Origin of the sequence: Algoriphagus lacus (assembly GCF_003583985.1) — a bacterium.
Lineage (GTDB): Bacteria > Bacteroidota > Bacteroidia > Cytophagales > Cyclobacteriaceae > Algoriphagus > Algoriphagus lacus.
The window spans coordinates 375,432-401,072 of sequence record NZ_QXML01000004.1; the positions used below are offsets into that span (position 1 = coordinate 375,432).

Annotated in this window: 24 protein-coding genes and 1 other RNA gene; 16 read left to right on the plus strand and 9 right to left on the minus strand. The window is 42.8% G+C overall.

From position 1 onward, the window contains the following. Nucleotides 1-93 precede the first annotated feature (93 nt). The 4 genes from uxuA to D0X99_RS10705 all read left to right on the plus strand — a co-directional run bounded on the left by uxuA (nucleotide 94) and on the right by D0X99_RS10705 (nucleotide 5,117). Nucleotides 94-1,272: a mannonate dehydratase gene (gene uxuA / locus D0X99_RS10690; protein WP_119477815.1), complete on the plus strand. Its 1,179-nt coding sequence runs from the start codon at nucleotides 94-96 to the stop codon at nucleotides 1,270-1,272. Between the two features lie 168 nt (nucleotides 1,273-1,440). Next, nucleotides 1,441-3,222 (plus strand): acyl-CoA dehydrogenase, encoded by a 1,782-nt coding sequence (locus D0X99_RS10695; RefSeq protein ID WP_119477816.1) that lies wholly within the window; start codon nucleotides 1,441-1,443, stop codon nucleotides 3,220-3,222. A 125-nt stretch (nucleotides 3,223-3,347) separates the two neighbouring features. Continuing rightward, nucleotides 3,348-4,280 (plus strand): UDP-glucuronic acid decarboxylase family protein, encoded by a 933-nt coding sequence (locus tag D0X99_RS10700; RefSeq protein ID WP_119477817.1) that lies wholly within the window; start codon nucleotides 3,348-3,350, stop codon nucleotides 4,278-4,280. Between the two features lie 117 nt (nucleotides 4,281-4,397). Beyond that, entirely contained in the window at nucleotides 4,398-5,117 is a 720-nt protein-coding gene (locus D0X99_RS10705) for a DUF5715 family protein (protein WP_119477818.1), read from the plus strand. 77 nt (nucleotides 5,118-5,194) lie between these two features. On the opposite strand, the gene D0X99_RS10710 is transcribed toward D0X99_RS10705, so the two are convergent. Together D0X99_RS10710 and D0X99_RS10715 are read right to left on the minus strand one after the other, a co-directional pair. Continuing rightward, nucleotides 5,195-6,583, minus strand: coding sequence for an arginine decarboxylase (locus tag D0X99_RS10710; RefSeq protein WP_119477819.1), 1,389 nt, complete (start codon nucleotides 6,581-6,583; stop codon nucleotides 5,195-5,197). Nucleotides 6,584-6,792: 209 nt separating this feature from the next. Next, the gene (locus D0X99_RS10715; protein ID WP_119477820.1) at nucleotides 6,793-7,236 is read right to left on the minus strand and encodes a hypothetical protein; all 444 of its coding nucleotides are present in this window, start codon (nucleotides 7,234-7,236) and stop codon (nucleotides 6,793-6,795) included. A 202-nt stretch (nucleotides 7,237-7,438) separates the two neighbouring features. Here D0X99_RS10715 and rocF point away from each other — a divergent pair, with 202 nt between their 5' ends. From rocF to D0X99_RS10750, 7 genes are all read left to right on the plus strand, one after another. Beyond that, the gene (gene rocF, locus D0X99_RS10720; RefSeq protein WP_119477821.1) at nucleotides 7,439-8,389 is read left to right on the plus strand and encodes an arginase; all 951 of its coding nucleotides are present in this window, start codon (nucleotides 7,439-7,441) and stop codon (nucleotides 8,387-8,389) included. Nucleotides 8,390-8,562: 173 nt separating this feature from the next. Next, the gene (gene argS, locus D0X99_RS10725) at nucleotides 8,563-10,353 is read left to right on the plus strand and encodes an arginine--tRNA ligase (RefSeq protein WP_119477822.1); all 1,791 of its coding nucleotides are present in this window, start codon (nucleotides 8,563-8,565) and stop codon (nucleotides 10,351-10,353) included. Nucleotides 10,354-10,355: 2 nt separating this feature from the next. Then, a complete protein-coding gene (locus D0X99_RS10730) occupies nucleotides 10,356-10,940 on the plus strand; it encodes a glutathione peroxidase (protein ID WP_119477823.1) in 585 nt (194 codons plus the stop codon). Nucleotides 10,941-10,956: 16 nt separating this feature from the next. Continuing rightward, nucleotides 10,957-11,865 (plus strand): 1,4-dihydroxy-2-naphthoate polyprenyltransferase, encoded by a 909-nt coding sequence (locus D0X99_RS10735; protein ID WP_119477824.1) that lies wholly within the window; start codon nucleotides 10,957-10,959, stop codon nucleotides 11,863-11,865. Between the two features lie 79 nt (nucleotides 11,866-11,944). Further along, nucleotides 11,945-12,799 carry a universal stress protein gene (locus D0X99_RS10740; RefSeq protein ID WP_119477825.1) on the plus strand — a complete coding sequence of 285 codons (855 nt, stop codon included), beginning with the start codon at nucleotides 11,945-11,947 and terminating at the stop codon, nucleotides 12,797-12,799. Between the two features lie 53 nt (nucleotides 12,800-12,852). Next, nucleotides 12,853-13,206 (plus strand): translation initiation factor, encoded by a 354-nt coding sequence (locus D0X99_RS10745; RefSeq protein ID WP_119477826.1) that lies wholly within the window; start codon nucleotides 12,853-12,855, stop codon nucleotides 13,204-13,206. Next, nucleotides 13,203-13,919, plus strand: a complete 717-nt coding sequence (locus D0X99_RS10750; RefSeq protein WP_119477827.1) for an SGNH/GDSL hydrolase family protein — start codon at nucleotides 13,203-13,205, stop codon at nucleotides 13,917-13,919. Before D0X99_RS10745 ends, D0X99_RS10750 begins: the two co-directional genes overlap by 4 nt. 8 nt (nucleotides 13,920-13,927) lie before the next feature. Here D0X99_RS10750 and D0X99_RS10755 read toward each other — a convergent pair whose 3' ends face one another. After that, nucleotides 13,928-14,491: a DUF3109 family protein gene (locus D0X99_RS10755; protein WP_119477828.1), complete on the minus strand. Its 564-nt coding sequence runs from the start codon at nucleotides 14,489-14,491 to the stop codon at nucleotides 13,928-13,930. Nucleotides 14,492-14,783: 292 nt separating this feature from the next. Here D0X99_RS10755 and rnpB point away from each other — a divergent pair. Then, nucleotides 14,784-15,188, plus strand: an RNA gene (rnpB, locus tag D0X99_RS10760) — RNase P RNA component class A. 15 nt (nucleotides 15,189-15,203) lie between these two features. Further along, entirely contained in the window at nucleotides 15,204-16,361 is a 1,158-nt protein-coding gene (locus D0X99_RS10765) for a sigma-54-dependent transcriptional regulator (protein WP_119477829.1), read from the plus strand. Between the two features lie 279 nt (nucleotides 16,362-16,640). Here D0X99_RS10765 and D0X99_RS10770 read toward each other — a convergent pair whose 3' ends face one another. Beyond that, nucleotides 16,641-17,636, minus strand: coding sequence for an acyl-CoA synthetase family protein (locus D0X99_RS10770; protein WP_119477830.1), 996 nt, complete (start codon nucleotides 17,634-17,636; stop codon nucleotides 16,641-16,643). A gap of 68 nt (nucleotides 17,637-17,704) precedes the next feature. Here D0X99_RS10770 and D0X99_RS10775 point away from each other — a divergent pair, with 68 nt between their 5' ends. After that, on the plus strand, nucleotides 17,705-18,385 hold the full coding sequence (locus tag D0X99_RS10775; protein WP_119477831.1) for a hypothetical protein: 681 nt from the start codon (nucleotides 17,705-17,707) through the stop codon (nucleotides 18,383-18,385). 29 nt (nucleotides 18,386-18,414) lie between these two features. On the opposite strand, the gene D0X99_RS10780 is transcribed toward D0X99_RS10775, so the two are convergent. Next, nucleotides 18,415-20,829 (minus strand): alpha-ketoacid dehydrogenase subunit alpha/beta, encoded by a 2,415-nt coding sequence (locus D0X99_RS10780; protein WP_119477832.1) that lies wholly within the window; start codon nucleotides 20,827-20,829, stop codon nucleotides 18,415-18,417. Between the two features lie 431 nt (nucleotides 20,830-21,260). Here D0X99_RS10780 and ald point away from each other — a divergent pair, with 431 nt between their 5' ends. After that, nucleotides 21,261-22,376 carry an alanine dehydrogenase gene (gene ald / locus D0X99_RS10785; RefSeq protein ID WP_119477833.1) on the plus strand — a complete coding sequence of 372 codons (1,116 nt, stop codon included), beginning with the start codon at nucleotides 21,261-21,263 and terminating at the stop codon, nucleotides 22,374-22,376. A gap of 146 nt (nucleotides 22,377-22,522) precedes the next feature. On the opposite strand, the gene D0X99_RS10790 is transcribed toward ald, so the two are convergent. The 4 genes from D0X99_RS10790 to D0X99_RS10805 all read right to left on the minus strand — a co-directional run bounded on the left by D0X99_RS10790 (nucleotide 22,523) and on the right by D0X99_RS10805 (nucleotide 24,830). Continuing rightward, entirely contained in the window at nucleotides 22,523-22,864 is a 342-nt protein-coding gene (locus tag D0X99_RS10790; RefSeq protein ID WP_119477834.1) for a zinc ribbon domain-containing protein YjdM, read from the minus strand. Nucleotides 22,865-22,954: 90 nt separating this feature from the next. Beyond that, nucleotides 22,955-23,488, minus strand: coding sequence for a DUF4136 domain-containing protein (locus D0X99_RS10795; RefSeq protein WP_119477835.1), 534 nt, complete (start codon nucleotides 23,486-23,488; stop codon nucleotides 22,955-22,957). 70 nt (nucleotides 23,489-23,558) lie between these two features. After that, nucleotides 23,559-24,164 (minus strand): DUF6992 family protein, encoded by a 606-nt coding sequence (locus tag D0X99_RS10800; protein ID WP_199708061.1) that lies wholly within the window; start codon nucleotides 24,162-24,164, stop codon nucleotides 23,559-23,561. 42 nt (nucleotides 24,165-24,206) lie between these two features. Next, nucleotides 24,207-24,830, minus strand: coding sequence for a LysE family translocator (locus tag D0X99_RS10805; protein ID WP_119477836.1), 624 nt, complete (start codon nucleotides 24,828-24,830; stop codon nucleotides 24,207-24,209). Nucleotides 24,831-24,891: 61 nt separating this feature from the next. On the opposite strand from D0X99_RS10805, the gene D0X99_RS10810 reads away from it, so the two are divergent. Continuing rightward, the gene (locus tag D0X99_RS10810; protein WP_119477837.1) at nucleotides 24,892-25,560 is read left to right on the plus strand and encodes a YggS family pyridoxal phosphate-dependent enzyme; all 669 of its coding nucleotides are present in this window, start codon (nucleotides 24,892-24,894) and stop codon (nucleotides 25,558-25,560) included. Nucleotides 25,561-25,641: the final 81 nt, after the last annotated feature.

A 25,641-nucleotide genomic window follows, 5' to 3' on the forward strand; every position in this document is an offset into this window, starting at 1 on the left:
TAACTTTTAACACTTAAGGTTTAACGCTTAACTTACCTTTAGACAATCAGTAACTCAGTAACCAATTTCCTAATAACCAAAAACACACCTTCCATGAGCTACAAAATGGAACAAACCATGCGCTGGTATGGTCCCAAAGATCCCGTTAGTCTGAGAGATATCCGACAGTCCGGCGCTACCGGAATCGTGACAGCACTTCATCACATTCCAAACGGTGAAGTGTGGAGTCGGGAAGAGATTCAGACACGGAAGAAAATGATTGAAGATGCAGGCCTAACTTGGTCTGTTGTTGAATCCGTCCCCGTTCATGAGCGCATAAAAACCAGAACCGGAGACTTCGAGCAACTGATTGAAAATTATAAACAGACCCTGCGAAATCTTGCAGCAGAAGGAGTTTTCACCGTCTGCTACAATTTCATGCCCATCCTGGATTGGACTCGTACCAACCTGGAATATGAGCTACCAAACGGAGCCAAAGCATTGCTTTATGAGAAGAAAGCGGTGGTAGCTTTTGACCTGTTCATCCTCCAGCGTCCGGAGGCTTTTAAGGAATATTCCGAGCAGGAAATCACCGAAACCAAAGCTTATTATGATGCCCTTTCTCCGGATGCCAAGCAACTTATTATTGACAATATCCTGAAGGGACTTCCCGGTTCGGAAATCGGCTACACCATGGATGAATTCCGCGCCATGTTGAAAACCTACGAAGGCATTGACGCTAAAAAACTGGCAGAACACCTTCGCCTATTTCTTGATGCAGTAACTCCTGTAGCCGAGGAGGTAGGAGTCTATCTTTGCATTCACCCGGATGATCCTCCGTTTTCGCTGTATGGGCTGCCGAGAGTGGTCAGTACGGCAGCAGATGCACGACGGATTTTGAGCGAGACACCCAGCCACCACAACGGATTGACGTTTTGCACAGGTTCATATGGGGTAAGACCTGATAATGACCTTCCAGCCATGGTTCGGGAATTTGGAGAACGGATTCACTTTATCCACCTGCGCAGTACCAAGAGGGATGCAGAAGGAAACTTCTTTGAAGACAACCACCTGGAAGGAAATGTGCCTATGGTAGAGGTAATTTCAGAGATTTTGAATTGGCAGGAAAAACGAAAGAAAAGCCTTCCGATGCGTCCAGATCACGGACATCAAATGCTGGACGATTTGCACAAAAAAACCAACCCAGGCTATTCTGCCATCGGTAGATTAAAAGGCCTTGCCGAAATCCGAGGTGTGGAAGAAGCTTTGCTTTGGGTGAAAAACCGCAAATAAAGAATCCCATTTCTCTTAAATTTCCCCGGTGAATGGACTTTGCCGGGGATTTTTGTTTTTATAGGGAGTCAACTTTCAAAAGTTTAAATCTTTGGAAAAATTCATCGGATTGGAAAAGTTTCCTTTACCTTCTGATCAAGTTTAGTTTAACAACAAACCGAGTAGATCATGCCTTCCTTTTACTCCAAAAGAGACTTACAATTTCAGCTTTTTGAAAATCAAAACTGCCTGGAATTAACCCATCTCCCCTACTTCGCAGACCATTCCGAGGAGACCTTCAAATTGGTTTTGGACTCCGCAGAACAGATTGCCGAAAAGTCACTACGCCCTTTGCTGACCGAAATGGACCGAAATGAACCTCAGTTGGTCAATGGAAAAATCCGGATTCATCCAAGTATGAAGTCCATCATCCGACAATTTGGAAAGGATGGCTGGATCAATGCCCTATTTTCCTACGAGGAAGGCGGGCAGCAACTCCCTTGGACCATTCATATTGGAGCTGGATACATCTTTCAGGCGGCAAATTATTCGGCTAGCGTTTTTCCTTTTTTAACTACCGGTGCGGCCAATCTGATTAGAACTTTTGGGACCAGAGCCCTGGTCGAAAAATTTACGCCAAAGATGTACTCCGGTGACTGGCAGGGTACAATGGCACTGACGGAACCTGATGCCGGCAGCTCCTTGTCTGACCTTTCCACGACTGCTTACCCTACCGACCAAGAAGGTATCTATAAGATCAAAGGCCAAAAAATCTACATTTCAGCAGGAGATCACGATGCCTGTGAAAACATCATCCACCTAATGCTTGCACGGATTCAGGGTGCGCCGGCAGGCACCAAAGGGATTTCCCTTTTTGTAGTTCCTAAACATCGGATTTCAGGAGAGCCAAATGATGTACTCACTCAAGGGATCTACCACAAGATGGGCTACAAAGGAGCTCCAATTGCCCATCTGATGATTGGAAGCAACGATGGCTGTGAAGGGTACCTGGTTGGGGAGGCTAATCAGGGACTCAAGTACATGTTTCAGATGATGAACGAGGCTCGCTTGGGAGTTGGGATGAATGCGGTGGCAATTGCTTCAGCAGCTTTTCAGGCTTCATTGGCTTATGCCAAAGAGCGGCCTCAAGGCAGAAAAATCACAGAAAAAGACCTTAGTAAACCTCAGGTTCCAATTATTGAGCATGCGGATGTCAAGCGCATGTTGATGTTTCAAAAAAGCGTAGTCGAAGGAGCTTTGGCTTTGCTTATTTTTTGCGCAATCCTTTCCGATAAAATTTCGCAGGAAACCGATTCGGAAAAGAAAAAACAAGGTGAATGCCTTCTGGGTCTCCTCACTCCGATAGCCAAATCCTATCCTTCTGAAATGGGCGTTTTGAGTACCTCCGCTGCGGTTCAGATTTTGGGAGGCGCGGGGTATACGACAGACTTTCCGGTTGAGCAATACTTCCGGGAATCACGAATCCACCCGATCCATGAGGGAACAAGCGGTATTCATGGATTGGACCTTTTGGGAAGAAAAGTTTTGATTGAGGATGGATTGGGATGGAAGCTTTTGCAGCAGGAAATCCAAGCTTCTCTTGAAAAATCCAGCAAATTTTCAGCTTTAGATTCAATCCATCAACTCTTTGAAAATCAATTGAAAAAATTCAATCACAGCGCAGCACAATTGCTTTTCAAAATGAACCAAGGCCCTGAAATATTCCTGGCAGATGCCACGTTGTTTTTGGAGGCAACGGGTTTGATTTGCGTAGGTTGGATGTGGTTAAATCAGTCCGTCACAGCTCAGGAAGCATTGGAAAATGGATCAGCAGAACAGGATTTCTATATGGGAAAAATCGAAACAGCCCGGTACTTTATGGAGTATGAACTCCCAAAAATCAATGGCTTGACCGAAAGGTTTCATTCCAATTCCTACCCGACTTTAGAGATGAAAAGAGAATGGTTTTAAATCCTGATCACATTGAACAAAAAACAGTCAGATTTCAAAAAATAGGTGTTCGCTGATTGAAATTTGAATTCGCAAACATTTGCTTATTTTTGGCCGCGAGTGTTTTTATCCTTTAGAAATTTCGAATGAAAAGAATTTTAGTAAGTGGTGGCGCCGGATTTTTGGGCAGCCATCTATGTGACCGACTCCTCAAAGAAGGAAACGAAGTGTTGTGTGTTGATAACTTTTTCACAGGCAATAGAAGAAACATCCACCACCTGTTGGACAACAAGAATTTCGAGTTGCTTCGTCACGATGTAACTCACCCATTGTATGTTGAAGTAGATGAAATCTATAATCTGGCTTGCCCTGCCTCTCCGATTCATTACCAGTTTGACCCGGTGCAGACTACCAAAACCTCAGTAATTGGTGCGATGAATATGCTGGGTTTGGCTAAGCGACTGAAAATTAAAGTTCTTCAGGCTTCCACCTCCGAAGTTTATGGTGATCCAGAAGTCCATCCTCAGCCGGAATCCTACAGGGGAAATGTCAATACCTTGGGTCCACGCGCCTGTTATGATGAAGGAAAAAGATGTGCGGAAACGCTCTTTTTCGACTATCACCGCCAGCATGGAGTTTCGATCAAAGTGATGCGAATTTTCAATACCTACGGACCGAGGATGCATCCCAATGACGGACGTGTGGTTTCCAACTTTATCGTTCAGGCCCTAAAAGGCCAGGACATCACCATCTACGGTGACGGTAAGCAAACCCGCTCCTTTTGCTATGTGGATGATAACATCGAAGGAATGTACCGTCTGATGAATTCCCGGGATGGCTTCACCGGACCGGTCAACATTGGAAATCCAGGTGAGTTTACCATGCTGGAACTAGCACAACTGGTCATTGACCTGACCAATAGCAAGAGTAAATTGGTCTTTATGCCACTTCCTCAGGATGATCCGATGCAACGTAAACCGGTCATCGATCTGGCGAAAGAAGAACTGGGCTGGGAACCGAAAGTAAATCTCAAGGAAGGTCTGGTAAAAACTATCGCATATTTCGAATCCGTAATCTGATCAAAACTTTACCAAACCAAAAAGACCGCCCCACCAAGCGGTCTTTTTAATTTCAATCTATTTTACCGCTGAAATCAAAAAGCCTTGAAAGCTGGGTCGATCTCAGTTTATTGCTCCATGAAGAAATCCACACTTCTTTTTGTTTCCACCTTTGTCATCTTATTTTCCATTTACCTGGTTGCGGTGGTCAGCTTACAACCAGAGCTGAAATATGAATTGCTTGAATTCTATTCAGCACTTTTTCACAAAGAACCCAAAACTGAAGGAGTAGAAAAGCTTACCAAAACAGAAGAAGGATTTAACCTAAAGGAATTACTTACCTATTCCGGCAGGCTAAAAAAAGACACCTATGAAGAACATCTAAGTGCTGCCGAACTGAAGGGACTTGACCTGATTCAAAATGAATATGATCTCTTTGGGAGGGTCTATGAAAAAACTTTGGTAAAAGCTGATTTCGGAAAAGGATACCGGGTGGATTCACTGGCTTACAGCTTTCCATACATCACACCGGAGTCCAAAGAGGTTCTGGAAGAAATTGGGAAAGCATACGAAGCTTTGGCCGGAGCAGGAAATTACTTTACCATTACCTCAGCCACGCGTACGGAAGAACAACAAAAAAGTCTAAAAAGAAGAAACCGGAATGCCACCGACGGCGAGAGCTCTCATTCGTATGGCGTATCCTTTGATATTTCCTATATCCGGTTTAATGGCGTTAGGGAGTGGAATCAAAAAGAACAAAAGAACCTGGAAACGGTCCTGAATCACTTCCAACAAAAAGGAAAGATCTATGTGATCAAAGAGCGACGACAGAGTTGCTATCACATTACGGTTAGATAAAAATGGAATAACTAAATCTCAGCAAACCAAAAAAGACCGCCTCGCAGCGGTCTTTTTTAATTTCAGTCTTCCGATGTTCAATATCCCAACACTTTCAACATACTTTCCTCAGTCTGATCCTTGGCGAAAAGTTTGTGCGTGATGTTTCCGTTTTCGTCCCGGTCTATCAAGACATGTTTCGGCGCAGGAATCAGACAATGTTGAATTCCTCCATAGCCACCCAAGGATTCCTGGTAGGCTCCGGTATGGAAAAAACCGATGTATTGCTTTCGCCCGGGTTCTATCTTCGGGAGATAAATGTTGAACTGGTGAGCTTCAGAGTTGTAGTAGTCCATGCTATCGCAAGTCAGTCCACCCAGCGAAATGTTGTGATATGTTTCATCCCAATTGTTTATTGCGAGCATGATGTATTTCTGGTTCAAACCCCAACTATCAGGGAGTTGGGTGATGAATGATCCGTCGATCATGTACCAGAGTTCCTTGTCGTTTTGGAGCTTTTCTTCCAAAACCGAGTACAAGACCGCGCCGCTCTCCCCTACGGTGTAACTGCCAAATTCAGTGAAGATATTTGGTTCAGTCGTGTTGTTTTTTGCGCACATCCACTTGATGTTTTTTACGATTTGATCAGCCATGTATTGGTAATCGTAATCGAAAAAGACATTGGTCTTGATCGGCCAGCCGCCTCCGATATCCATCGTATCCAATGTGGGAGCGATTTTTTTCAGATCCACATATTTCTGGATGAATCGGGTAAGTTCAGACCAATAGTAAGCCGTATCCTTGATCCCGGAGTTGATGAAAAAGTGCAGCATTTTCAAGCTTACCAAAGGGTGATCTTTGATTTTCTCTTCGTATAGCTTCAAGATGTCGTTGTACCGAACGCCCAGTCGGGATGTGTAAAAGCCAAATTTGGGTTCTTCATCAGAAGCAATCCGGATTCCTACCTGAAAAGGAACTTTTACATGCTCGAGATAATAATCTATTTCCCCGAGATTATCGAGTATAGGTACACAGTTGTGAAATCCGTCGTTGAGTAACTCGGTGATGTATTGCTTGTAGAGCTCCCGCTTGAACCCATTGCAAACTATGAAAGTGTCCTTGGTGATTTTGCCTTTTGCATAGAGGCTTCTGACCAAGGGAATATCAAAAGTCGAGGAAGTCTCGATGTGGATGTCATTTTTCAATGCCTCATCCAACACAAAACTGAAATGTGAAGACTTGGTGCAATAGCAATAAGTGTATTTTCCTTGGTAATTGTGGGTTTCCATGGCATTACCAAAATACGTTTTTGCATTTTGGATGCTTTCCGAAATCTTAGGCAAATAGGTTAGTTTAAGCGGAGTGCCATAAGTCTCGATGATCTCCATTAGATTGACTCCATTAAAAAAGAGCTCATTGTTCTCGACATGAAACTCTTTGGTTGGAAAATCAAACGTCTGTTGGATCAGGTCAATGTATCTGTTCATTTACCAGGGGTTTAACTGAGTTAAATAAGGCTGCAAAAATTGCGCTTTTATCGGGGTATATCAAATGCCCGGAAGAAAACTTAACATTCAGTGGACTGATTAATATCGGAATCCCAAAAGGACGATAAGAGGCAATGTAAAATCAGATTAATTGAAAAAGGGACAAATCCATCATGGAAATGCCCCTTTCAGCAGAATTTAATTTGGCCTTAATCCCAAGCTGCCCCATGCAAAGCGGAGTTCAGCAAGGCTTGCTCAGCCTGAAATCGCTTATTTTTCTCAATTACTTTTTCCAAAATCTCCTTAAATCTTACTTCCTTTTTGAGTAGAAGAATTACTTGATTAAAAAACCGGACTACTTCCTGCTCCTCAGATTGGGCAAAGGTGAAGAATACTTGGGCACGTTCGTGGTCAAAAATCAGGCTCAGTGACTTTGGTTTGCCCAGCCAAATCAAACCTCTGAATAATGGAAGAAGCTGTTCAAAACCTTTTTCAAAACGACACATTCCTTGCATTTGATTGGCGACAGGCTGAGAAAAAATCTTTAAAATTTCCTGCTTGTTTACTCGAAACTTTGCCAGTTCAGGAGAGGTTCTTACCGTCCAAGAATTTGACTTCAATTCGGAACTGATAACTTGTGCTACTGCGCTCATGATAACGGGATTTGTGTCTGATGATGTTCCAAAAGTATAAGAAGGAATTCTATTTTCCTATATTCCCTATAATTTTTATAGGTTTTTAAATAAGAAAATTTTTCTCTCGCCCTAAAAATGCCCAAAAATTGAAATCTGTGCCCTTTTGACTAGTTTTGCTGAGAGACAATAACCCTTGTTGAAACCCAAATAAACCCCTGAGATGAGAAAAATTAAACTCGTGGAAGTACGATCTGAGATCGCTGCAGGTACTCGAGGCGCAAGTTTGGGTGTGGATGCACTCAAAATCGCCAGCCTGGACAAGAAATCAGGGTTTTTCACTCAGTTCGATCCAATCAATATACCTGACGCAAATAATTTTCTCTGGAAAGGAAATAAGCATCCTCATGCCAAATACATCGACGGGGTCTACCAGGTATTAAAAAATGTATATTCCACCATCGAGTCCCTTCGATTGGAAAAAAAATTCCCCATTGTTTTAGCAGGTGATCACAGTACCGCAGCAGGTACCATCATGGGGATCAAAGCTGCCCATCCCGAAAAGAGACTTGGTGTGATATGGATTGATGCCCATGCGGATCTTCATACACCATTTACCACCCCTTCCGGAAACATGCACGGTATGCCACTTGCCATGGCTTCCCATTTGGATAATTTGGATTGTAAAGTGAATGAACCTGGCCCGGATACGCTTTCGTATTGGGAAAAAATAAAAAAAATCGGAGGAGACTTTCCAAAAATCAACCCGAAAGATATTGTTTTCATCTCCGTCCGGGATACCGAGGAACCAGAAGATTACCTGATCCACAAATATGGAATCAAGAATTTCAGTACGCAGGAAGTTCGGGAAAATGGCATCCGGAAAGTTGCCGCCCAAGCCTTGGAAATCCTCAAAGATTGCCAGCAGATCTACATTTCCTTTGACGTGGACAGCTTGGACAGTTCTATTTCAGTAGGCACCGGCACACCAGTTCCAAATGGTTTAACAGTGGAAGAAGCCATCCAACTCAACGCTGAACTGATCAAAGACAAGCGGGTGTGCTGTTGGGAAATCGTAGAAGTCAATCCTACGCTTGATACCGAGAATACTATGGCCGAAATTGCCTTTGAAGTGCTTGAGATCACGACAAAGTCCCTGGTGGATAATTTCTAATTAGTTTAAGGGTATTTGGCTATTGAGTTATTTGAAAAAAAATCAAAGCTTATAGTCCATTGTCTATAGATTTGCAGCCTGCTTCCATACTGGAAAGAGAATAAAAATTAGAGCTAATTCGAATGGGAGATCAGACATCTTTTGTCTTTCGTCTCATTTCTTACATCTTACCGATGAACATACAAGAAAATATCATCCAAGGCATTCAACTGGCTTTCCAGAATATTTACAACTATGATTTGCCGTTGGATCAGATCAGTTTGGCTCCAACCCGAAAGGAATTTCAGGGAACTTACACCTTCGTGGTTTTTCCTTTTTTGAAAGTTTCCCAAACCACTCCGGAGGCAACTGCCAACCAAATCGGAGAATATCTCAAAGGTAACCTACCAGTCGTAGCTGATTTCAATGTAGTCAAAGGCTTCTTGAATCTCGTTCTCAATGAGCGAGTTTGGTTGGATCTTTTTCAGCAACTTTACTCCAATCCCAATCTGGGTCAGTTGCCTGCAAATGGCCAAAAGGTAATGGTGGAATACTCTTCCCCAAACACCAACAAACCCCTTCACCTGGGACATTTGAGAAATAACTTCCTGGGTTATTCCGTAGCAGAAATCCTGAAGGCCAATGGCTACGAAGTCATTAAAGCCAATTTGGTAAATGACCGGGGCATTCACATTTGCAAGTCGATGGTCGCTTACCAGCATTTTGGAAATGGCGAAACGCCGGAAACCTCAGGATTGAAAGGCGATCACCTTGCTGGCAAATACTATGTGCTTTTCGATAAGGAATACAAAAAGCAGATTGACGAACTAAAAGCAGCTGGGAAATCGGAGGAAGAAGCCAAAAAAGCTGCGCCTTTTATTCTTGAGGCCCAAGAAATGCTCCGCAAATGGGAAGCAAACGACGAAGCGGTCGTTTCCCTTTGGAAGAAAATGAATGCTTGGGTTTATGCCGGTTTCGACGCTACCTACCGCAAGATGGGCGTCAACTTTGACAAATTCTATTACGAGTCAGACACCTACCTGTTGGGCAAGGACATCGTGGAAGAAGGCTTGGCAAAAGGCGTATTTTTCAAAAAAGAAAATGGGTCAGTTTGGGTGGATTTGACCGATGAAGGATTGGATGAAAAGCTGGTTCGACGTGCGGATGGGACCTCGGTATACATCACGCAAGACTTGGGAACTGCCGATCTGAAATACAAAGATTTTCAAATTGACAAATCAGTATATGTCGTTGGAAATGAGCAGGATTATCACTTTGACGTCCTGTTTAAGATCATGCGAAAACTTGGCAGATCCTATGGAGATGGCCTGTATCATTTGTCCTACGGAATGGTGGATTTGCCTACCGGAAAGATGAAATCCCGGGAAGGAACCGTGGTGGACGCGGACGATCTTATGCAGGAAATGATCGAAACTGCAGAGCAACACACCAAGGAACTTGGAAAGATCGAGGGCTTCACGGAAGAACAGGCAAAAGAACTTTATGAAATCCTGGGGTTAGGTGCTTTGAAATATTTTCTGCTCAAAGTGGACCCCAAAAAGCGCATGCTGTTCAATCCCCAAGAATCGATCGAATTTCAGGGATACACTGGACCGTTTGTTCAATATTCGCATGCAAGAATCGCTGCAATCCTGAGAAAAGCCGAACAAATCGGCGTGAATTACCAATCACCGGATTACGACAGCGTAAGCGAACTGGCAGAATCCGAATCTGCATTGATCCTGATTTTGAATGAGTTTGAGCGGAAAATAAAAATGGCTGCGGACGAGTATTCTCCGGCCATCATAGCCCAATACTTATTTGATCTAGCTAAAGAATACAACCGATTCTATGCCGAAGTGCCAATTTTCCATGAAAAGGACCACGCAATACAGGCCTTCAGATTGGCGCTTTCGGCACAAACAGCCAAAACAATCAAGAAAGGAATGAGTTTACTCGGTATCAATGTCCCAGAACGCATGTAATTATGAAGACTATTTTACTCCTAATCAGCATTTTAATTTTTGCCTGTGGCAAAACGCTTGATCGACCCACCGAAGCAGAAGCATTTCATCCCTCCTACGACAAAACAATGGAAAGCACCTTCTACAACTTTAAAATGAAAGATATCAACGGCAAAGAAGTTGATTTCTCAGAATTTAAAGGCAAAAAACTATTGATCGTCAATGTGGCTTCCAAGTGTGGCTACACCAAACAATATGCTCAACTGCAAGAACTGTATGCCGAGCATGGGGATAAAATCATGATTCTGGGTTTCCCTGCCAACAACTTTGGTGGTCAGGAACCCGGGTCCAACGAGGAGATCAAAGAATTCTGCTCAACGGAGTTTGGAGTGACTTTCCCGATGTTTGAAAAGATTTCTGTCAAAGGTTTTGACAAGCATCCACTTTACAGATGGCTATCCGACGCCTCTCAAAATGGTTGGAACAACGAAGAACCAAGCTGGAACTTCTGCAAGTATTTTATCAATGAAAAAGGTGAACTTGTTAAGTTCTTTCCTTCTTCCGTAGCCCCTTTGGATGAAGAAATCCTCAAATTAATCGAGGCCTGATTCAAGAATTCCTGTTTTGAAAAAAGAAATTAAAACCAAAAAAGAAGCCTGGCTGCACGCAGTCAGGCTTCGTACTTTACCTTTGGCTTTAGCCAGTATTTTTGCCGGATCCTTCTTAGCCGCCTGGAAGGGGGATTTTCGGTGGGAGATTCTCCTCCTGGCTTCATTGACCACAATATTTCTTCAAATCCTTTCCAATCTCTCAAATGACTATGGGGACACGGTTCACGGAGCAGATTCGGCAGATCGGCAGGGTCCGATTCGTGCAGTCCAATCCGGTCTGATTTCTTTGCCTGAAATGAAAAGGGCCATGTACCTTTTCGGCCTATTTTCCTTGGTTTCTGGTTTGCTTTTGCTCTACCTGGCAGTACAGGATTGGAAGCTATTTTCGCTTTTCCTGGCATTGGGATTGGTGGCGATTTGGGCGGCGATTTCCTATACCTCCGGCAAAAATCCTTATGGCTATGCCGGCTTGGGTGATATTTCAGTGTTTGTTTTCTTCGGTTTGCTGGGAGTCTTGGGTACTTTTTACCTCCATACGCTAAGTTTTGATCCTTTGGCAGTGGTAATCGCAATTTCATTGGGATGCTTTAGCACAGCCGTTTTAAACATCAACAATATCCGGGATATTGAATCGGATCAAAAAGCCGGGAAGCGTTCAATTCCAGTCCGAATCGGTCGAAAAGCAGCTGTTCAGTACAATTGGGCACTTTTGGTCACAGGGTATATTTGTTTGATTGGTTTTGCCATTTTGAGTGATCACCTTTTTTCTTTGCTGGCAAGCTTAACCTGGCCATTAATGATGAAAGTTGCCTTGGGGGTACAAAATGCCAAGACATCAGCTGAAACAGACCCTTTTCTGAAAAAAATGGCCATAAGTACCCTTCTTTGGGTCATTCTTTTTGGAATTGGAATATTGATCTGATCAAAAGCTGACAAAAGTCCTTTTCTGGTCGACGATTTTGGCTAATATTAGTAGAAACATTTAGCCCAACACGATCACTATGATAAAAGTCCTCGTTCCTTTTGATTTCTCCCAAACTGCCTCCTACGCGCTGAATTTTGCCACAAAACTTTCCAGCAATTATTCAGGGATTCAGATTACGGTTTTACACATTTTGGAAATGCCCGTTACCACCGGATTAAGCACCATGGGAGGTGGAATGGATCCCATTCCGGATTTTCAAAACCAAATCTTCTTTATGGAATTGGTTGAATCCAGGAAAAAACAGCTGAAAGAATTGGAGGATACTTATAAATCCGCCTTGTTTACTCTACAAACCAAACTGGTGATGGGTAATGTTTTCAAGAGCATTTCTCAGGCCATCCAAGAAGAAGAATCTGACTTGGTGGTCATGGGTTCCAAAGGTTCCTCCGGCCTGGAAGAAGTAATGATTGGAAGCAATACCGAAAAGGTAGTCCGCACTGCATCCTGTCCGGTAGTCACTGTAAAAGCTGAAACAGACGTTACCAAAATGAAAAAAGTGGTCTTTGCATCTGATTTCAGAGAAGCTAATGATGAAGTTGCAGCACGATTTAAGCGGATCCAAACCTTGTTCGATGCCCAGTTTTACTTTGTTGTGGTGAACACGCCAGGGAATTTTGAAACCACTCGTGACTCAATGGCCAGAATCAAGGCATTTGTCAATAAGTATCATTTCGAAAACATCAAAGCTGAAGTTTACAACTCGCTCTCAGAAGAAGCAGGCATTATCGATTTTGCAGATGATATAGACGCCGATCTGATTGCCATGACGACTCATGGACGCACGGGACTTTTACACCTACTAACAGGAAGTATCGCAGAAGATGTGGTCAATCATTCTCAAAGACCGGTCTGGACATACAAAACGAAATAATTCAAGCGTAAATTTGAGGCCTGCACATCAATGCAGGCCTTTTCATTTTACCTATGAGCAAGAAAAACAACGACTGGAAAAAACGCGATGGAGTAGTCTATTCCACCAGCGATAATTTTGAATACAACCAAGGAGAAGAGGAGTCTGCAGTCACCTTGCCCCCTTCCCAACAAAAGCTTAAAGTGCTTTTGGATAAAAAACAACGAGCTGGAAAACAAGTGACTTTGGTTGAGGGCTTTATTGGCTCAGAGGAAGATTTGAAAGAATTGGGAAAGCTGCTCAAAAACAAATGTAGTGTGGGTGGGTCCACTAAAGACGGAGAAATTCTAATCCAAGGAGATCACCGGGAAAAAGTCCTCCAGGTGTTGATACAAGCTGGTTACGGCGCTAAAAAGGCTGGAGGGTGATTTCGGATTACACCATTTTTCAGGCAAAACTCTATCCGGTTTTGCCTTTTCTTTTCTATCAGGCTGGAAAAGTCAAAATGGAACGTCCTACTCCACCAGCAATTTCAGAGCAGTTGATTCTTGGAAGTGGGGAACTGAAAATTCTGGTTTTGGGAGAGTCCACTGTTGCCGGTGTCGGTGCAAGTCAGCCTCAGTTTACCCTTCCAGGCCAGCTCTCCAAACTAATGGGGCACAATTATGAAATCACCAATTTGGGAAAAAATGGTCTCAGGATCAGTCAAGTCTTCAGTCATTTAGGAGGAGAAATTTTAGATCATAAAAATGGGGTTAAAGGTATATTCATTTTTCTCGGAGCAAATGATTGCTTTCATTTAACCCATCCTATCCGATATAGAAAGCATTTGAATAACGTAATTTCAAAATTACTGACCCAATTCACTCCGGATTGGATTTACCTGGCTGATATCCCTCCTGTCCATCTTTTTCCTGCATTTCCAGCTTTGCTTCGAAACTATCTCAAGACCCAGCGCAACTTCCTGAGAGCGGAAATGATTGCCTTTGCCAATGAAAATCAAAATGTTGTTTTTGATCCACTGACTGGAACTTTCAATCCGGAATTTTTCTCTTCAGATGGAATCCACCCTTCTGATTTTGGATACGAAAAAATTGCAGAATTTGCTTTTAATGGTTTGAAGAATAGATTTCTGATTTGAATTAAGGATTAGCCTTCAATCTCAGCGATCAACTCATCATACCAGGCTTCTCCGTATTTTCGAACCAATGCATCCTTCAAAAATCGGTAAAGTGGAACTTTTAGGCTTTGGCCAAGCTGGCAGGCAGGATCACAGATATGCCACCGATCATAATTAAGCGCATCAAATTGGTCATATTTTGTGACCCGGATTGGATAGAGGTGGCATGAAATCGGCTTCTTCCAGGAAATTTTTCCGTCAATATAAGCCTGTTCAATTCCGCATTTCAGGATTCCTCGGTCATCATACAGAGCATAAGCACATTCTCGGTTTTCACCAATGGTAGGAGTTCCTTTACCCCCGTCCTTGTCAATCACCCAAGTACCCTGAGCTTCGATTGCTTTTCTCCCCTCTTCCGTGATGTAGTCTTTGACAATAGGATTGATTTCTTCAAGAATTTTGGTTTCCTCATCTTCCAATGGAGCCCCAGCATCTCCTTCCACGCAACATGCACCTTTGCAGGCTTCGAGATCACATACAAAAAAGTTTTCTTTGATATCGTCGGACAAAACCGCATTACCCACCAGAATCATAGCCTATTCAATTTTAGTCAAAGGTAAAAATCAAAGATTCCGAATCCTATTCACTCATTTTGGCAGGTCTTTTTTTTTTAAAATTTGAATCAAATGGGCACAAAAAAGAACCGCCCCTTTCGGAGCGGCTCAACCCAGCACTATGAAGAAAAGCTATTTAAGCCTTTTGAGTATAGAACAGGAGAATAAGATTAATGTTTCTCCGAGATGAAAAAAAAGTGGATTTTTTTTCAAAGGGTCATCAACTTTCCCCAAAAGCGAACTGATTACCTCAAATTACCGTACTTTGCAGCGTGCAAGTCGTCTTGTCGCCCCGATCTAGATCGGGGAGGAAAGTCCGGGCAACATAGAGCGCCATACTTCCTAACGGGAAGGCCCCAGACTGGAGACGGTAAGGGGACAGAAAGTGCCACAGAAAACAAACCGTCCCGATCCCGATAGTTATCGGAATCGGGATAAGGGTGAAAAGGTGGGGTAAGAGCCCACCGCTCCGACAGTGATGAAGGAGGCACGGCAAACCTTATGGGTTGAAAGATCAAATAGGCCCTGGGCAAAGAGCTGCTCGTTCGATTCCCGTTTAGGCGGGATTCCGGGGTGGGTAGATCGATTGATCCCGACCGCGAGGTCGGGACTAGATAAATGACAAGAGCCCCGAGTGATCGGGGAACAGAACCCGGCTTACAGACTTGCACTTTTTACTTACTTTCATACTATGCCAAAGATTCTGATTATTGACGACGAACGGTTCATCCGCGCTTCCCTTAGGGAAATTCTAGAATACGAGAAATTTGAAGTTACCGAAGCAAAAGACGGAGAAGAAGGTCTTGCCAAACTCCAGGAGGAAGAGTTTGACTTGGTTCTTTGTGATGTGAAAATGCCCAAAATGGACGGAATCGAGGTATTAGATCATGCCAAAGCCATGGATCGATCACCTCAGTTTATCATGATTTCTGCGCACGGCAGTATTGAGACTGCTGTTGAGGCAACCAAGAAAGGTGCCTTTGACTTTATCCCCAAACCACCGGATCTCAACCGACTATTACTCACTGTTCGGAATGCTTTGGACAAAAAGCAATTGGTGACTGAGACAAAAGTCCTCAAGAAAAAACTTTCCAAAAAACTGGATATGGTTGGTGAATCACCTGCCATTGCAAGAGTCAAAGACACCATTGAAAAAGTGGCTCCAACAGATGCCCGAGTCCTAATTACTGGCCCAAATGGGACAGGAAAAGAACTTGTCGCTCACTGGATTCACCAAAAAAGCAATCGACAGGCAGAGCCTTTTGTGGCTGTTAACTGTGCTGCAATACCCTCTGAACTGATTGAATCGGAACTTTTTGGTCACGAAAAAGGAGCTTTTACCTCTGCCCATAAACAACGAAACGGAAAATTTGAACAAGCCCAGAATGGGACTTTGTTTCTTGATGAAATCGGAGACATGTCACTTTCTGCCCAATCGAAAGTCCTCCGTGCGCTTCAGGAAAATCTTATCAACCGTGTAGGAAGTGACAAAGACATCAAAGTAGATGTACGGGTATTGGCTGCTACCAACAAGGATTTGAAAAAAGAGATTGAGGCAGGGAGGTTTCGGGAAGATCTTTACCACCGACTAAGTGTAATACTTATTCAGGTTCCGGCTTTAAAGGACAGAAAAGAGGATATCCCTCTCCTAGTGGACAAATTTCTGGAGGACATTGCCCAAGAAAGCGGGGATGCCAAAAAAGCAATCACAAAAGAAGCACTTGGAAAACTTCAGGAATTCCCTTGGACTGGAAATATCAGGGAGCTAAGAAACGTGGTGGAGCGACTGGTAATACTTGGAGAACCCACGATCAGTCTGGAAGACATAAAAAAATATGCTGACTATTAAAGGTCAGCATATTTTTTAGCTATTGGATTTTTGTGCGGAAGGCGCTTTTGCATAGGCCGGGCAAGGTTTGCTGGAAGCGCATGCTCCCAAGGCTAAAATCCCGATTAATAGTGCAATCGTTGCTAATCTTTTCATCTGTTTAAAATTTGTTTTTTAGAGGTCAGATGGAATCTCGCATTGTTAATAATCATTCCCCCAAACTGAGAATTGATCCAAGCTTGATTTCATAGGTTAATTTTTATACTGATCAAATATGTCCATTAAATTTTAAGATAGCAATTACTGCACCAACAAGTTGCAGCCTCGGATTTCTGAATTGTCAAACCGACCCAACACCTCCAAAAATCCATCTTCATCAAATCTTCCTAGATCCTGGGTTTCAATAAATGCACAGGAATGGAAATTGGCCAAATCAATTACATTGATTCCTCCTTGCGACCTACCAGACCAACTTAGCGGATCATTGACATCCCTTAGCATAACGCGCATACTGAAAGGAAGTGTATATTTTCCATCTCCTTTTGAATAGGCTTGGGACATTAATTCGGTCATACCATATTCTGAATGGATGCTATTCACCTTGAAATACCCCTTCAAAATATCATGGACTTCTTCCCGGATCATTTCCTTTCTACGGCCTTTCATTCCTCCCGTCTCCATGACAATCAGATTTTTCATGGGTGAAAGCGCTTTGCCTGATTCTGCCAAATCCAGCAAGGCAAATGTTACCCCCAGCAGCAAAACTTGTCTTGAGTCATCTTTGAGCTGATCCAATTTTTTCAGCAATTCATCCTGATTGTAGAGGTAAAATCCGGAGTGTTCAGAACCAGATTTTTCGATAAAATGCTTAGCCATGGAAACCAAACTACTCCCTGGTCGCTCAAGATAAGCCGGAAGCAAAGCGAGGACATGGTAATCCTTTAATGCACCATACTCTTTTTCAAAAATCCGTTGAGCATGATCCAAATACCAGGATTCCGACCAGATAAAATGCTTTGAAGTAATCATCCCAGTCGTTCCGCTACTGGAATAAAACGAATTAAAACTATTTACCTTCCCACAAACCACCGGAAAATCTTTAAAAAAACGGATGGGAAGAAATGGAATGGACGTAAGCGTTTTTATCGATTTAAGGTCAATTTTACGAGCCTTTAGATATGATTTATACACCTCATTTTCAATAGATTGTAAGTGAAAAAGCTCCAATGCAAGGTCTTCGAATCGGTCGGCATCCAAAATGCTTATCCTTTCCGAAAAACTTTTAAATTCTAGCATCGTTTTATATTTTGCGTTTTAGAGATAAAAACAAACCTTATTTTCGGAAGTAAATTTACCTTCAGCTGATGCGATTCAAAAACTATTCAGGATTATTGTTTACAACGGCCTTGGGCTGGACTTCCTGTATCAGTCCTCCGGAGAATTTTCCAAGTACACCTGAAATCGAATTTTCCACGATCGAATATGTAAGGACATCTGCTCAGGATTCTTTAATTATAAGTGTGGACTTCAAAGATGCTGAAGGGGATTTAGGCCTATCCTCCACCGACATCAATCCGCCATTCAATCCGCTGATCTATAAGCGCGATGCGGCTGGTAACCTCATCACCTATTCTAAGCGGCCTCCCGGAGCTCCATCCTATAATCCAATTGATTGGGTGATAGATCCAATCATTAATAACACTATAGTAAAGGACACCATTTGGGTGGAACAAAACGAAGATCAGTACAATATCTTCGTTAGGTTTTACATCAAAAGAAACGGAAAATACACTGAATGGAAATGGCAGGATCCTCCCTTTTACACTACGTTCAACGGAAGGTTTCCTAGAATCCTCACCTCAGAAGAGGGTCAGGCTGTTGAAGGAAATATAAAGTATAGGATGCTTTCCTCTGGATGGGAGTCCATCTTCAGAACAGACACCTTACGAATCGATGTGGAAATCCAGGATAGAGCACTAAACCGGAGTAATCAGGTTTCCAGCCCGGAAGTCACTCTCAGACAAATCACAAGAAATACCCCATAAAAAAGCCCGCTTTAAAGCGGGCTTTTTGGTTAAATGGCTGGAAACTTTTTTGGATTGGTTTCATGCATGATGCTGTAGACTTTCTCCACCACATCATCACAACTTGGTTTGGAAAAATAATCTCCATCTGAAGAATATGCCGGTCTATGTGCCTTGGCAGCGATAGTTTGTGGTTCTGAATCCAGGTATTGAAAAACCTCTTGACCTTCAATCACTTGTTGCAGCATAAATGCAGAAGCACCCCCAGGGACATCTTCATCAGCAAAAATCACCCGATTTGTCTTTTTCACAGACTCTCCGATTACTCCGTAAGTATCAAACGGAAGGAGTGTCTGGACATCTATAACCTCTACTGAAATGCCCATTTCAGACAACTCATCCGCTGCTTCCATCACGATCCGGCACATACTTCCGTAGGTAACCAGGGTAATATCTTTTCCTTCTCTAAGAATTTCCGGCTTACCCAAGGCAACATTGTACTCTCCAAGGTTGGCGGGCATTATTTCTTTAAGTCGATACCCATTGAGACATTCCACCACAATGGCCGGCTCATCGGATTCCAGTAAAGTCTTATACATGCCGGCCGCTTGGGTCATGTCTCTTGGAACGCAAACGACCATTCCTCTCAAGGACGATAAAATCATTCCCATTGGTGACCCTGCATGCCACACGCCTTCCAATCTATGACCTCTTGTTCGAACGATCAATGGAGCTTTCTGTCCTCCTTTGGTACGGTAGAGCAATGAAGCCAAATCATCAGATAGCATCTGAAGTCCATAGAGTAAATAATCAAGATACTGGATTTCGGCAACTGGGCGAAGCCCTCTTAATGCCGCCCCAATTCCCTGCCCAATAATGGTACATTCTCGGATACCGGTATCTGTAACCCTGCTTTCGCCATACTTGGCTTGAAGTCCTGCAAATGCCTGGTTCACATCCCCGATTTTCCCCACATCCTCACCGAAGGCAAAGAACCTAGGATCTTTCTCAAGGGTATAATCAAAAAATGCTTGCAGGATTTCACGTCCGTCAACTGAAGCGGACTTTTCATCATAAACTGCGGGTACCTCTTTTATTTTTTCAACAGCCCAGCTGGTCTGACTATATAAATGGCTGTTGTACCGATCAAAATTTTTCTCCTCCTGAGTTTTGTACCAAGCCTTAAGGTTACTTTTTACGTTTTCCGAGTCAAATCTCAAGGTCATTAAAGCTTTTCTGACTGCACTGATTGCATCCTTTCGAATTGGATTGATGGTCTTACCCAAATCATCAGCCATTTGTAACAGGACAACTTTTCTGGTACTCCTATCAGCAGCAGCTTTTATCAATGTTACAGCTTCCTGAATTTCATTTTTGATTTCACCAGAAAACTCATTCCATGCTGCTTCTTTCTGCCTTCTTACCTCAATTTTGACTTCATTTTCGATTTCATCAAGTGTATCTACAGTCGCAATCCCGGAAGAAACGATATACTCACGGAATTTGGCAATACAATCCCAGTCCTTCTCCCACTGAAGACGTTCAGCTGACTTATACCGCTCATGGGAACCTGATGTGGAATGTCCTTGGGGCTGAGTCATCTCCTCCACATGGATCAAGACAGGTACATGCTCTTCTCTCGCAACTTGTCCGGCATGGTAAAAGGCCTGAACCAAGCCTTCATAATCCCATCCTTTTACTCTTAAAATTTCAAATCCCTTTTGAGTTTCAGTTCGCTCAAAACCCATCAACACTTCGGAAATGCTCCCTTTAGTAGTATGATATTCAGCCGGCACAGATATTCCAAAACCATCATCCCAAACCGATATTACCATAGGCACTTGCATTACTCCGGCAGCATTGATTGCTTCAAAAAACATCCCTTCAGAAGTGGATGCATTACCAATAGTGCCCCAGGCTACTTCATTCCCGTTGACTGAGAACTGTGGTAGGACTTTCAGTCCCTTATTTTCCCTAAATAGTTTGGAGGCGTAAGCCAATCCAAGCAGTTTGGGCATTTGAGCTGCAGTAGGTGAAATATCCGCTGCGGAATTATACTTTTTGGTCAGGTCTTTCCAAGAACCGTCTTCATTGATCGACCGTGTCGCAAAATGCCCGTTCATCAACCTTCCTGCGGAGGCCGGTTCAGCCTTCACATCGGTATGCGCATAGAGTTGCGCAAAGTATTGTTGCACGGTCAATTCACCTAAAGCCATCATGAACGTCTGGTCACGATAATAACCCGATCTGAAATCACCGAGTTGGAAGGCCTTAGCCATAGCGATCTGGGCAATCTCTTTCCCGTCCCCAAAAATTCCGAATTTGGCCTTTCCCATAAATACTTCCTTCCTCCCCATCAGCGAAGCATGCCTACTGGTCATTGCGATTCTGAAATCGCTCAGAATTTCTTCTTTGGAAAGTATCGGAGAATCCGAGGGTCTAGTATATGTTTTGGTACTTGGCATAAGCGCGATGAATCTAAAGAAAATTTGGGTTTATGGTATAGCTCTTAGCTTCATCAAAAATAGCCAAAATCCAATTTGATCCAAATTTGAGCTTTACTATTTGCCAATCAAAAATTTTGATTCTTTTAAACAATATTCATTAAAAAGAAATATTATTTTGACAAACGTTAACAAACAGGGATTTTATTTGAAGATCTGAAATATCGAACAAATTTCTGGCAGAAAGATTTTTCCAAAAAAAATTTTCAAAATTTTCGTTTTTTAAAATTTAAATTTTGGAATAATCTACATCCACAGCAATAAAAGTGAAATAAACTTTTGAAAAACCTATTTTAACCAAATCGATACCAAATACTATTTCATAATCAGCTTTTTCGATCGTCTTTGCTTCTTATCTTTGCAGGCAATACTTAAATCCAAATATACTCGCCATGATAATAGGTGTTCCTAAGGAAATCAAAAACAACGAAAACAGGGTAGCCCTTACTCCTGCCGGAGCCAAGGAATTGATTAAGAGAGGCCATTCGGTTTATGTTCAACACACTGCCGGTGAAGGAAGTGGTTTCTCCGATGTGGAGTATACTGCAGCAGGCGCCACCATCCTTCCGACTATTGAAGCGACATACGAAATCGCAGAGATGATCATGAAAGTGAAGGAACCAATTGAGCCTGAATACAAACTGATCAAACCAAACCAATTGTTGTTTACTTATTTTCACTTTGCTTCTTATGAGCCTTTGACCAAGGCCATGGTTGAAAGCAAGGCGGTTTGTTTGGCTTATGAAACTGTGGAAAAAGCAGACAGAAGTCTTCCTCTTTTGATTCCAATGTCTGAAGTAGCCGGTAGAATGGCGATCCAGAAAGGCGCTAATTATTTGGAGAAACCTCTCAAAGGACGTGGAATTCTTCTAGGAGGAGTACCTGGTGTCCTTCCTGCTAAAGTTTTGATCCTTGGAGGAGGAATTGTGGGAACACAAGCCGCTTGGATGGCTGCCGGATTGGGTGCTGATGTGACGATTATGGACGTTTCACTTCCAAGAATGAGACAATTGGCCGACGTAATGCCTGCCAACGTAAAGACTATGATGTCCAACGAATACAATATCCGGACAATGATCAAAGATGCGGACCTAATTGTAGGTGCTGTATTGATTCCCGGTGCAAAAGCTCCACACCTGATTACCCGCGACATGCTGAAAGACATGAAGCCGGGAACTGTTGTGGTGGATGTTGCAGTAGATCAGGGTGGTTGTATCGAAACCTGCAAACCAACTACTCACGAAAATCCGACCTACATCATCGACGATGTAGTTCATTATTGCGTTGCCAATATGCCCGGCGCCGTTCCTTACACTTCAACTTTGGCATTGACCAATGCAACTTTACCTTACGCGATTCAACTGGCTGACAAAGGCTGGAAAAAAGCCGCTCAGGAAAATGCTGATCTTGTTCCGGGTTTGAATGTAATCAACGGAGAAATAGTATATGAAGCAGTGGCACAGGCATTCAACATGCCTTATACCCCAGTTGACAAATACTTGGCTTAATCGGAAGATTACTTAAATAAAAATCCCACTGGAGCGATTCAGTGGGATTTTTTATATCCTGAGAGTTGAAGCTACCTTCAAAACATTCAATCCATTTTTAGACCTTTTCATACTGGCAGCTAACCAGCGGAAAATGCAGACTGAATTCAAGCTTTTCTGACAAATTCCGACTTCAGCGCGATCGATCCAAACCCGTCGATTTTGCAATCAATGTTATGATCTCCTTCTACCAGTCGGATATTTTTTACTTTGGTGCCGGCTTTGATTGATTTTGGTGCACCCTTCACAGGAAGGTCTTTGGCAATCACCACCGAATCACCATTGGCAAGAATTGTCCCATTGGCGTCCTTTACAACAAGTCCGGTTTCCACTACCTCGACCACTTCATTTGGTTCCCACTCAAATCCACAATCCGGACATACCATGAGGTTATCCATTTCGTAGGTGTATTCGGATTTGCATTTTGGGCAAGGTGATAAATTTTCCATGTGGTAAAGATAAAAATAATTTATAACTAAGCCTTGTCCTCAATTCTTACATACTCAACCTACCAAGCATAAGACCACCTCGCTACATTATCAATATAGCGAGAACAATAACTGATCGAGTACAAGGTCCATCTTCTCAAGATCAAACTGACGACCACCTCCATAGACCACTCCTGAACTGATCCCCATCCAAGCGATTTCATTGGTTTTTGCATCCTGAATCAAAAAAATCGCCTTTCCGATCAATCCGCGATTAATTATCGAATTACGACCACCACTGGGAAACATATTGCCAGAATTACTTGCGCTATAAAAAGTACCCGGGATAGACGAATTATAAAATTGCCCTCCTTCCTTTATGAAATCTCTAGAAACAATCACTCCCTGAATCAAAAAATCAGGATTTTCTGAAGCCTCATCAAATCCAAATTCGATTAATTTGTCTCTAAACGTAAGTTTAAGGCGCTCATTTCTTTTGTCAGAATAATCCTCTTCGATCATTTTAAATGTCTGATACTCTTTCAGCATTTCAGAGTTAGTAAGGGTATCCACGGAAACGACTTCTGAAACCTTGCAAGAACCCAAACTAATAACTAGAAGGAATAAAAGAAGTAACTTTTTCATGGTTCGGGATTTATCGGTCAATCAACTAAAAATACGATTAATTCAGTGCCAAGTTTAAGCTCCGTGTTTTTTAAAAAGTCATTCTAAAACTTACCCCTCCAGGTCCCAAACTGATATGTTGAACCAAACTCGGAAGCTCTTTTCCGTGAGATTGATGAAAGCCATACATCACTGCATCAAAAGCCATTAAAAAAGCACCCTGCAAAATCACCGATTTCCCAAATCCCACCAGTTTAGAATTATCCGTACGCAACCCTCTTTCCTTCAAGTAAAGTCCTCCTGCCATGTAGGCTACATCCAAAGCGGCATTTACCAAAAGGACTTTTTCGATTCCTTGCTGCGCTTCCATCGTCGCCCAAAAATCAGTACCGGGACTTTCCTTGGTGGCCTGCCAATACCCGAAACCTGCGATCAGTAAATTGACCGAATTCCAATACAAATTCATCTGGTGAAAGGCCTTGGTTTCACCGGTGCTTTGGCTTGCTCCTATTCCACCCCAAACCATATTTCCCACTGCCCAGCTTCCCAAAATGAGCATTCCGTTTCGGTTATAATCCAACCTGGTCTGATTGAATTCCTGAATAGCAGGAATCTCCTGCGCAAAGAGCGGAAATGCGAAAAGAAAGAAAAACAGAAAAAGGGTTGACCTAAAGGCGGGATTTTGGGCTGATTTCATGATCACTAAACCTACAACATTCCGATTAGTTTGAACACTGCCTTATCGATTAAATGTGCTCCAAATCATTTTAAATCCAAAGTAACAAACCAGAACTCCAACACCCTTATTCAAAATCATCCGTAACCGGGGTGTCATCAGGTGGGATAATTTTCCGGCCACAAAAGCCTTCAACAGGTCAATTCCAAAAACTGTAAACAGCAATCCAAAATAGTAGGAAAACACTTCCGATTGACCCCACGTCGATTTGAGTGTGACCATACTGGCAATAGAAATCCAAAATAGCATCACAAAGGGATTGACTCCATTGATGCCAAATCCTTTGATAAAGGCCGTTCTCTTTTTAGCTTTTGGCAAAGCTATCCCTCCTGTATTTGGACGGTCTACTTGCCTTTTTCTCCAAAAGCTAATCCCAAATCCTACTAAAATCGCACCACCTCCGTAGCCCAAGGTTTTCTCAACCAATGGCGATTCGGTCAAAATACTTATTCCAAAATAGGTAATAGCGACATAGATCAAGTCACTGACCAAAATCCCCAAAGCCAGCACTGAAGCATATCGAAAGCCCTGCTCCATACTGGCCGTAATGAGGGTGAAAAAAACAGGACCAACCATCAGGGAAAGTAAAAGTCCCATACTTACCCCTTCCAAAATCGCAATTTGCATCTCCAAAAGTACGTCGCTTCAGTCTATATTTGCTCAAGCTGAAAAAGCAAAACCAACGAAAATGGACATCAAAGTCAACCTTGAAACGGTCAAAAAATCCTTTGTCAATCCGGATTGCCAACTGATAGCCGTCAGCAAGACCAAACCGATCGAAGATCTCAAAGCCGCTTATGCCGCAGGAATCCGGGATTTTGGTGAAAACAAGGTTCAGGAAATCCAGGCCAAACAACCCGAAATGCCAGCTAATACCCGATGGCACATGATCGGCCACCTGCAAAGCAACAAAATCAAGTATATCGCTCCTTTTGTCCACCTGATTCACGGGGTTGATTCTTTTAAGCTTCTAAAGGAGATTGACAAGCAGGGAAAGAAGATCGATCGAATCATCCCAGTCCTGATTCAAATGCATATTGCTGAGGAGGAAAGTAAGTTTGGTTTTGACCGGGCAGAACTGGAAGAAATGCTGGATTCGCCTGATTTTGGAGCACTTACCCATGTTCGGATTATGGGCCTGATGGGAATGGCGACATTCACCGAAAATCAGGATCAGATCCGAAAAGAATTCCGTGGTCTGAAACAGCTTTTTGAAGAATTGAAAAGCCGAAACCTTCCTGAATTCGTGCAACTGAAAGAAATCTCCATGGGCATGAGCGGAGATTACAAAATCGCTCAGGAGGAAGGAAGTACGATGGTCAGGATTGGTTCGGCGATATTTGGTAGTCGTTCTTGATTTCGGATTTCAGATGTCGGATTTCGGATATTTCGATGCTATTTCGAGTTTTCGGTCTATTCCGTATTTTCCCTATAACTC

Coding starts and splice junctions, on each gene's coding strand:
- uxuA (WP_119477815.1), top strand. CDS start 94: ATGAGCTACAAAATGGAACAAACCATGCGCTGGTATGGTCCCAAAGAT.
- D0X99_RS10695 (WP_119477816.1), top strand. CDS start 1,441: ATGCCTTCCTTTTACTCCAAAAGAGACTTACAATTTCAGCTTTTTGAA.
- D0X99_RS10700 (WP_119477817.1), top strand. CDS start 3,348: ATGAAAAGAATTTTAGTAAGTGGTGGCGCCGGATTTTTGGGCAGCCAT.
- D0X99_RS10705 (WP_119477818.1), top strand. CDS start 4,398: ATGAAGAAATCCACACTTCTTTTTGTTTCCACCTTTGTCATCTTATTT.
- D0X99_RS10710 (WP_119477819.1), bottom strand. CDS start 6,583: ATGAACAGATACATTGACCTGATCCAACAGACGTTTGATTTTCCAACC.
- D0X99_RS10715 (WP_119477820.1), bottom strand. CDS start 7,236: ATGAGCGCAGTAGCACAAGTTATCAGTTCCGAATTGAAGTCAAATTCT.
- rocF (WP_119477821.1), top strand. CDS start 7,439: ATGAGAAAAATTAAACTCGTGGAAGTACGATCTGAGATCGCTGCAGGT.
- argS (WP_119477822.1), top strand. CDS start 8,563: ATGAACATACAAGAAAATATCATCCAAGGCATTCAACTGGCTTTCCAG.
- D0X99_RS10730 (WP_119477823.1), top strand. CDS start 10,356: ATGAAGACTATTTTACTCCTAATCAGCATTTTAATTTTTGCCTGTGGC.
- D0X99_RS10740 (WP_119477825.1), top strand. CDS start 11,945: ATGATAAAAGTCCTCGTTCCTTTTGATTTCTCCCAAACTGCCTCCTAC.
- D0X99_RS10745 (WP_119477826.1), top strand. CDS start 12,853: ATGAGCAAGAAAAACAACGACTGGAAAAAACGCGATGGAGTAGTCTAT.
- D0X99_RS10755 (WP_119477828.1), bottom strand. CDS start 14,491: ATGATTCTGGTGGGTAATGCGGTTTTGTCCGACGATATCAAAGAAAAC.
- D0X99_RS10765 (WP_119477829.1), top strand. CDS start 15,204: ATGCCAAAGATTCTGATTATTGACGACGAACGGTTCATCCGCGCTTCC.
- D0X99_RS10770 (WP_119477830.1), bottom strand. CDS start 17,636: ATGCTAGAATTTAAAAGTTTTTCGGAAAGGATAAGCATTTTGGATGCC.
- D0X99_RS10775 (WP_119477831.1), top strand. CDS start 17,705: ATGCGATTCAAAAACTATTCAGGATTATTGTTTACAACGGCCTTGGGC.
- D0X99_RS10780 (WP_119477832.1), bottom strand. CDS start 20,829: ATGCCAAGTACCAAAACATATACTAGACCCTCGGATTCTCCGATACTT.
- ald (WP_119477833.1), top strand. CDS start 21,261: ATGATAATAGGTGTTCCTAAGGAAATCAAAAACAACGAAAACAGGGTA.
- D0X99_RS10790 (WP_119477834.1), bottom strand. CDS start 22,864: ATGGAAAATTTATCACCTTGCCCAAAATGCAAATCCGAATACACCTAC.
- D0X99_RS10795 (WP_119477835.1), bottom strand. CDS start 23,488: ATGAAAAAGTTACTTCTTTTATTCCTTCTAGTTATTAGTTTGGGTTCT.
- D0X99_RS10800 (WP_199708061.1), bottom strand. CDS start 24,164: ATGAAATCAGCCCAAAATCCCGCCTTTAGGTCAACCCTTTTTCTGTTT.
- D0X99_RS10805 (WP_119477836.1), bottom strand. CDS start 24,830: ATGCAAATTGCGATTTTGGAAGGGGTAAGTATGGGACTTTTACTTTCC.
- D0X99_RS10810 (WP_119477837.1), top strand. CDS start 24,892: ATGGACATCAAAGTCAACCTTGAAACGGTCAAAAAATCCTTTGTCAAT.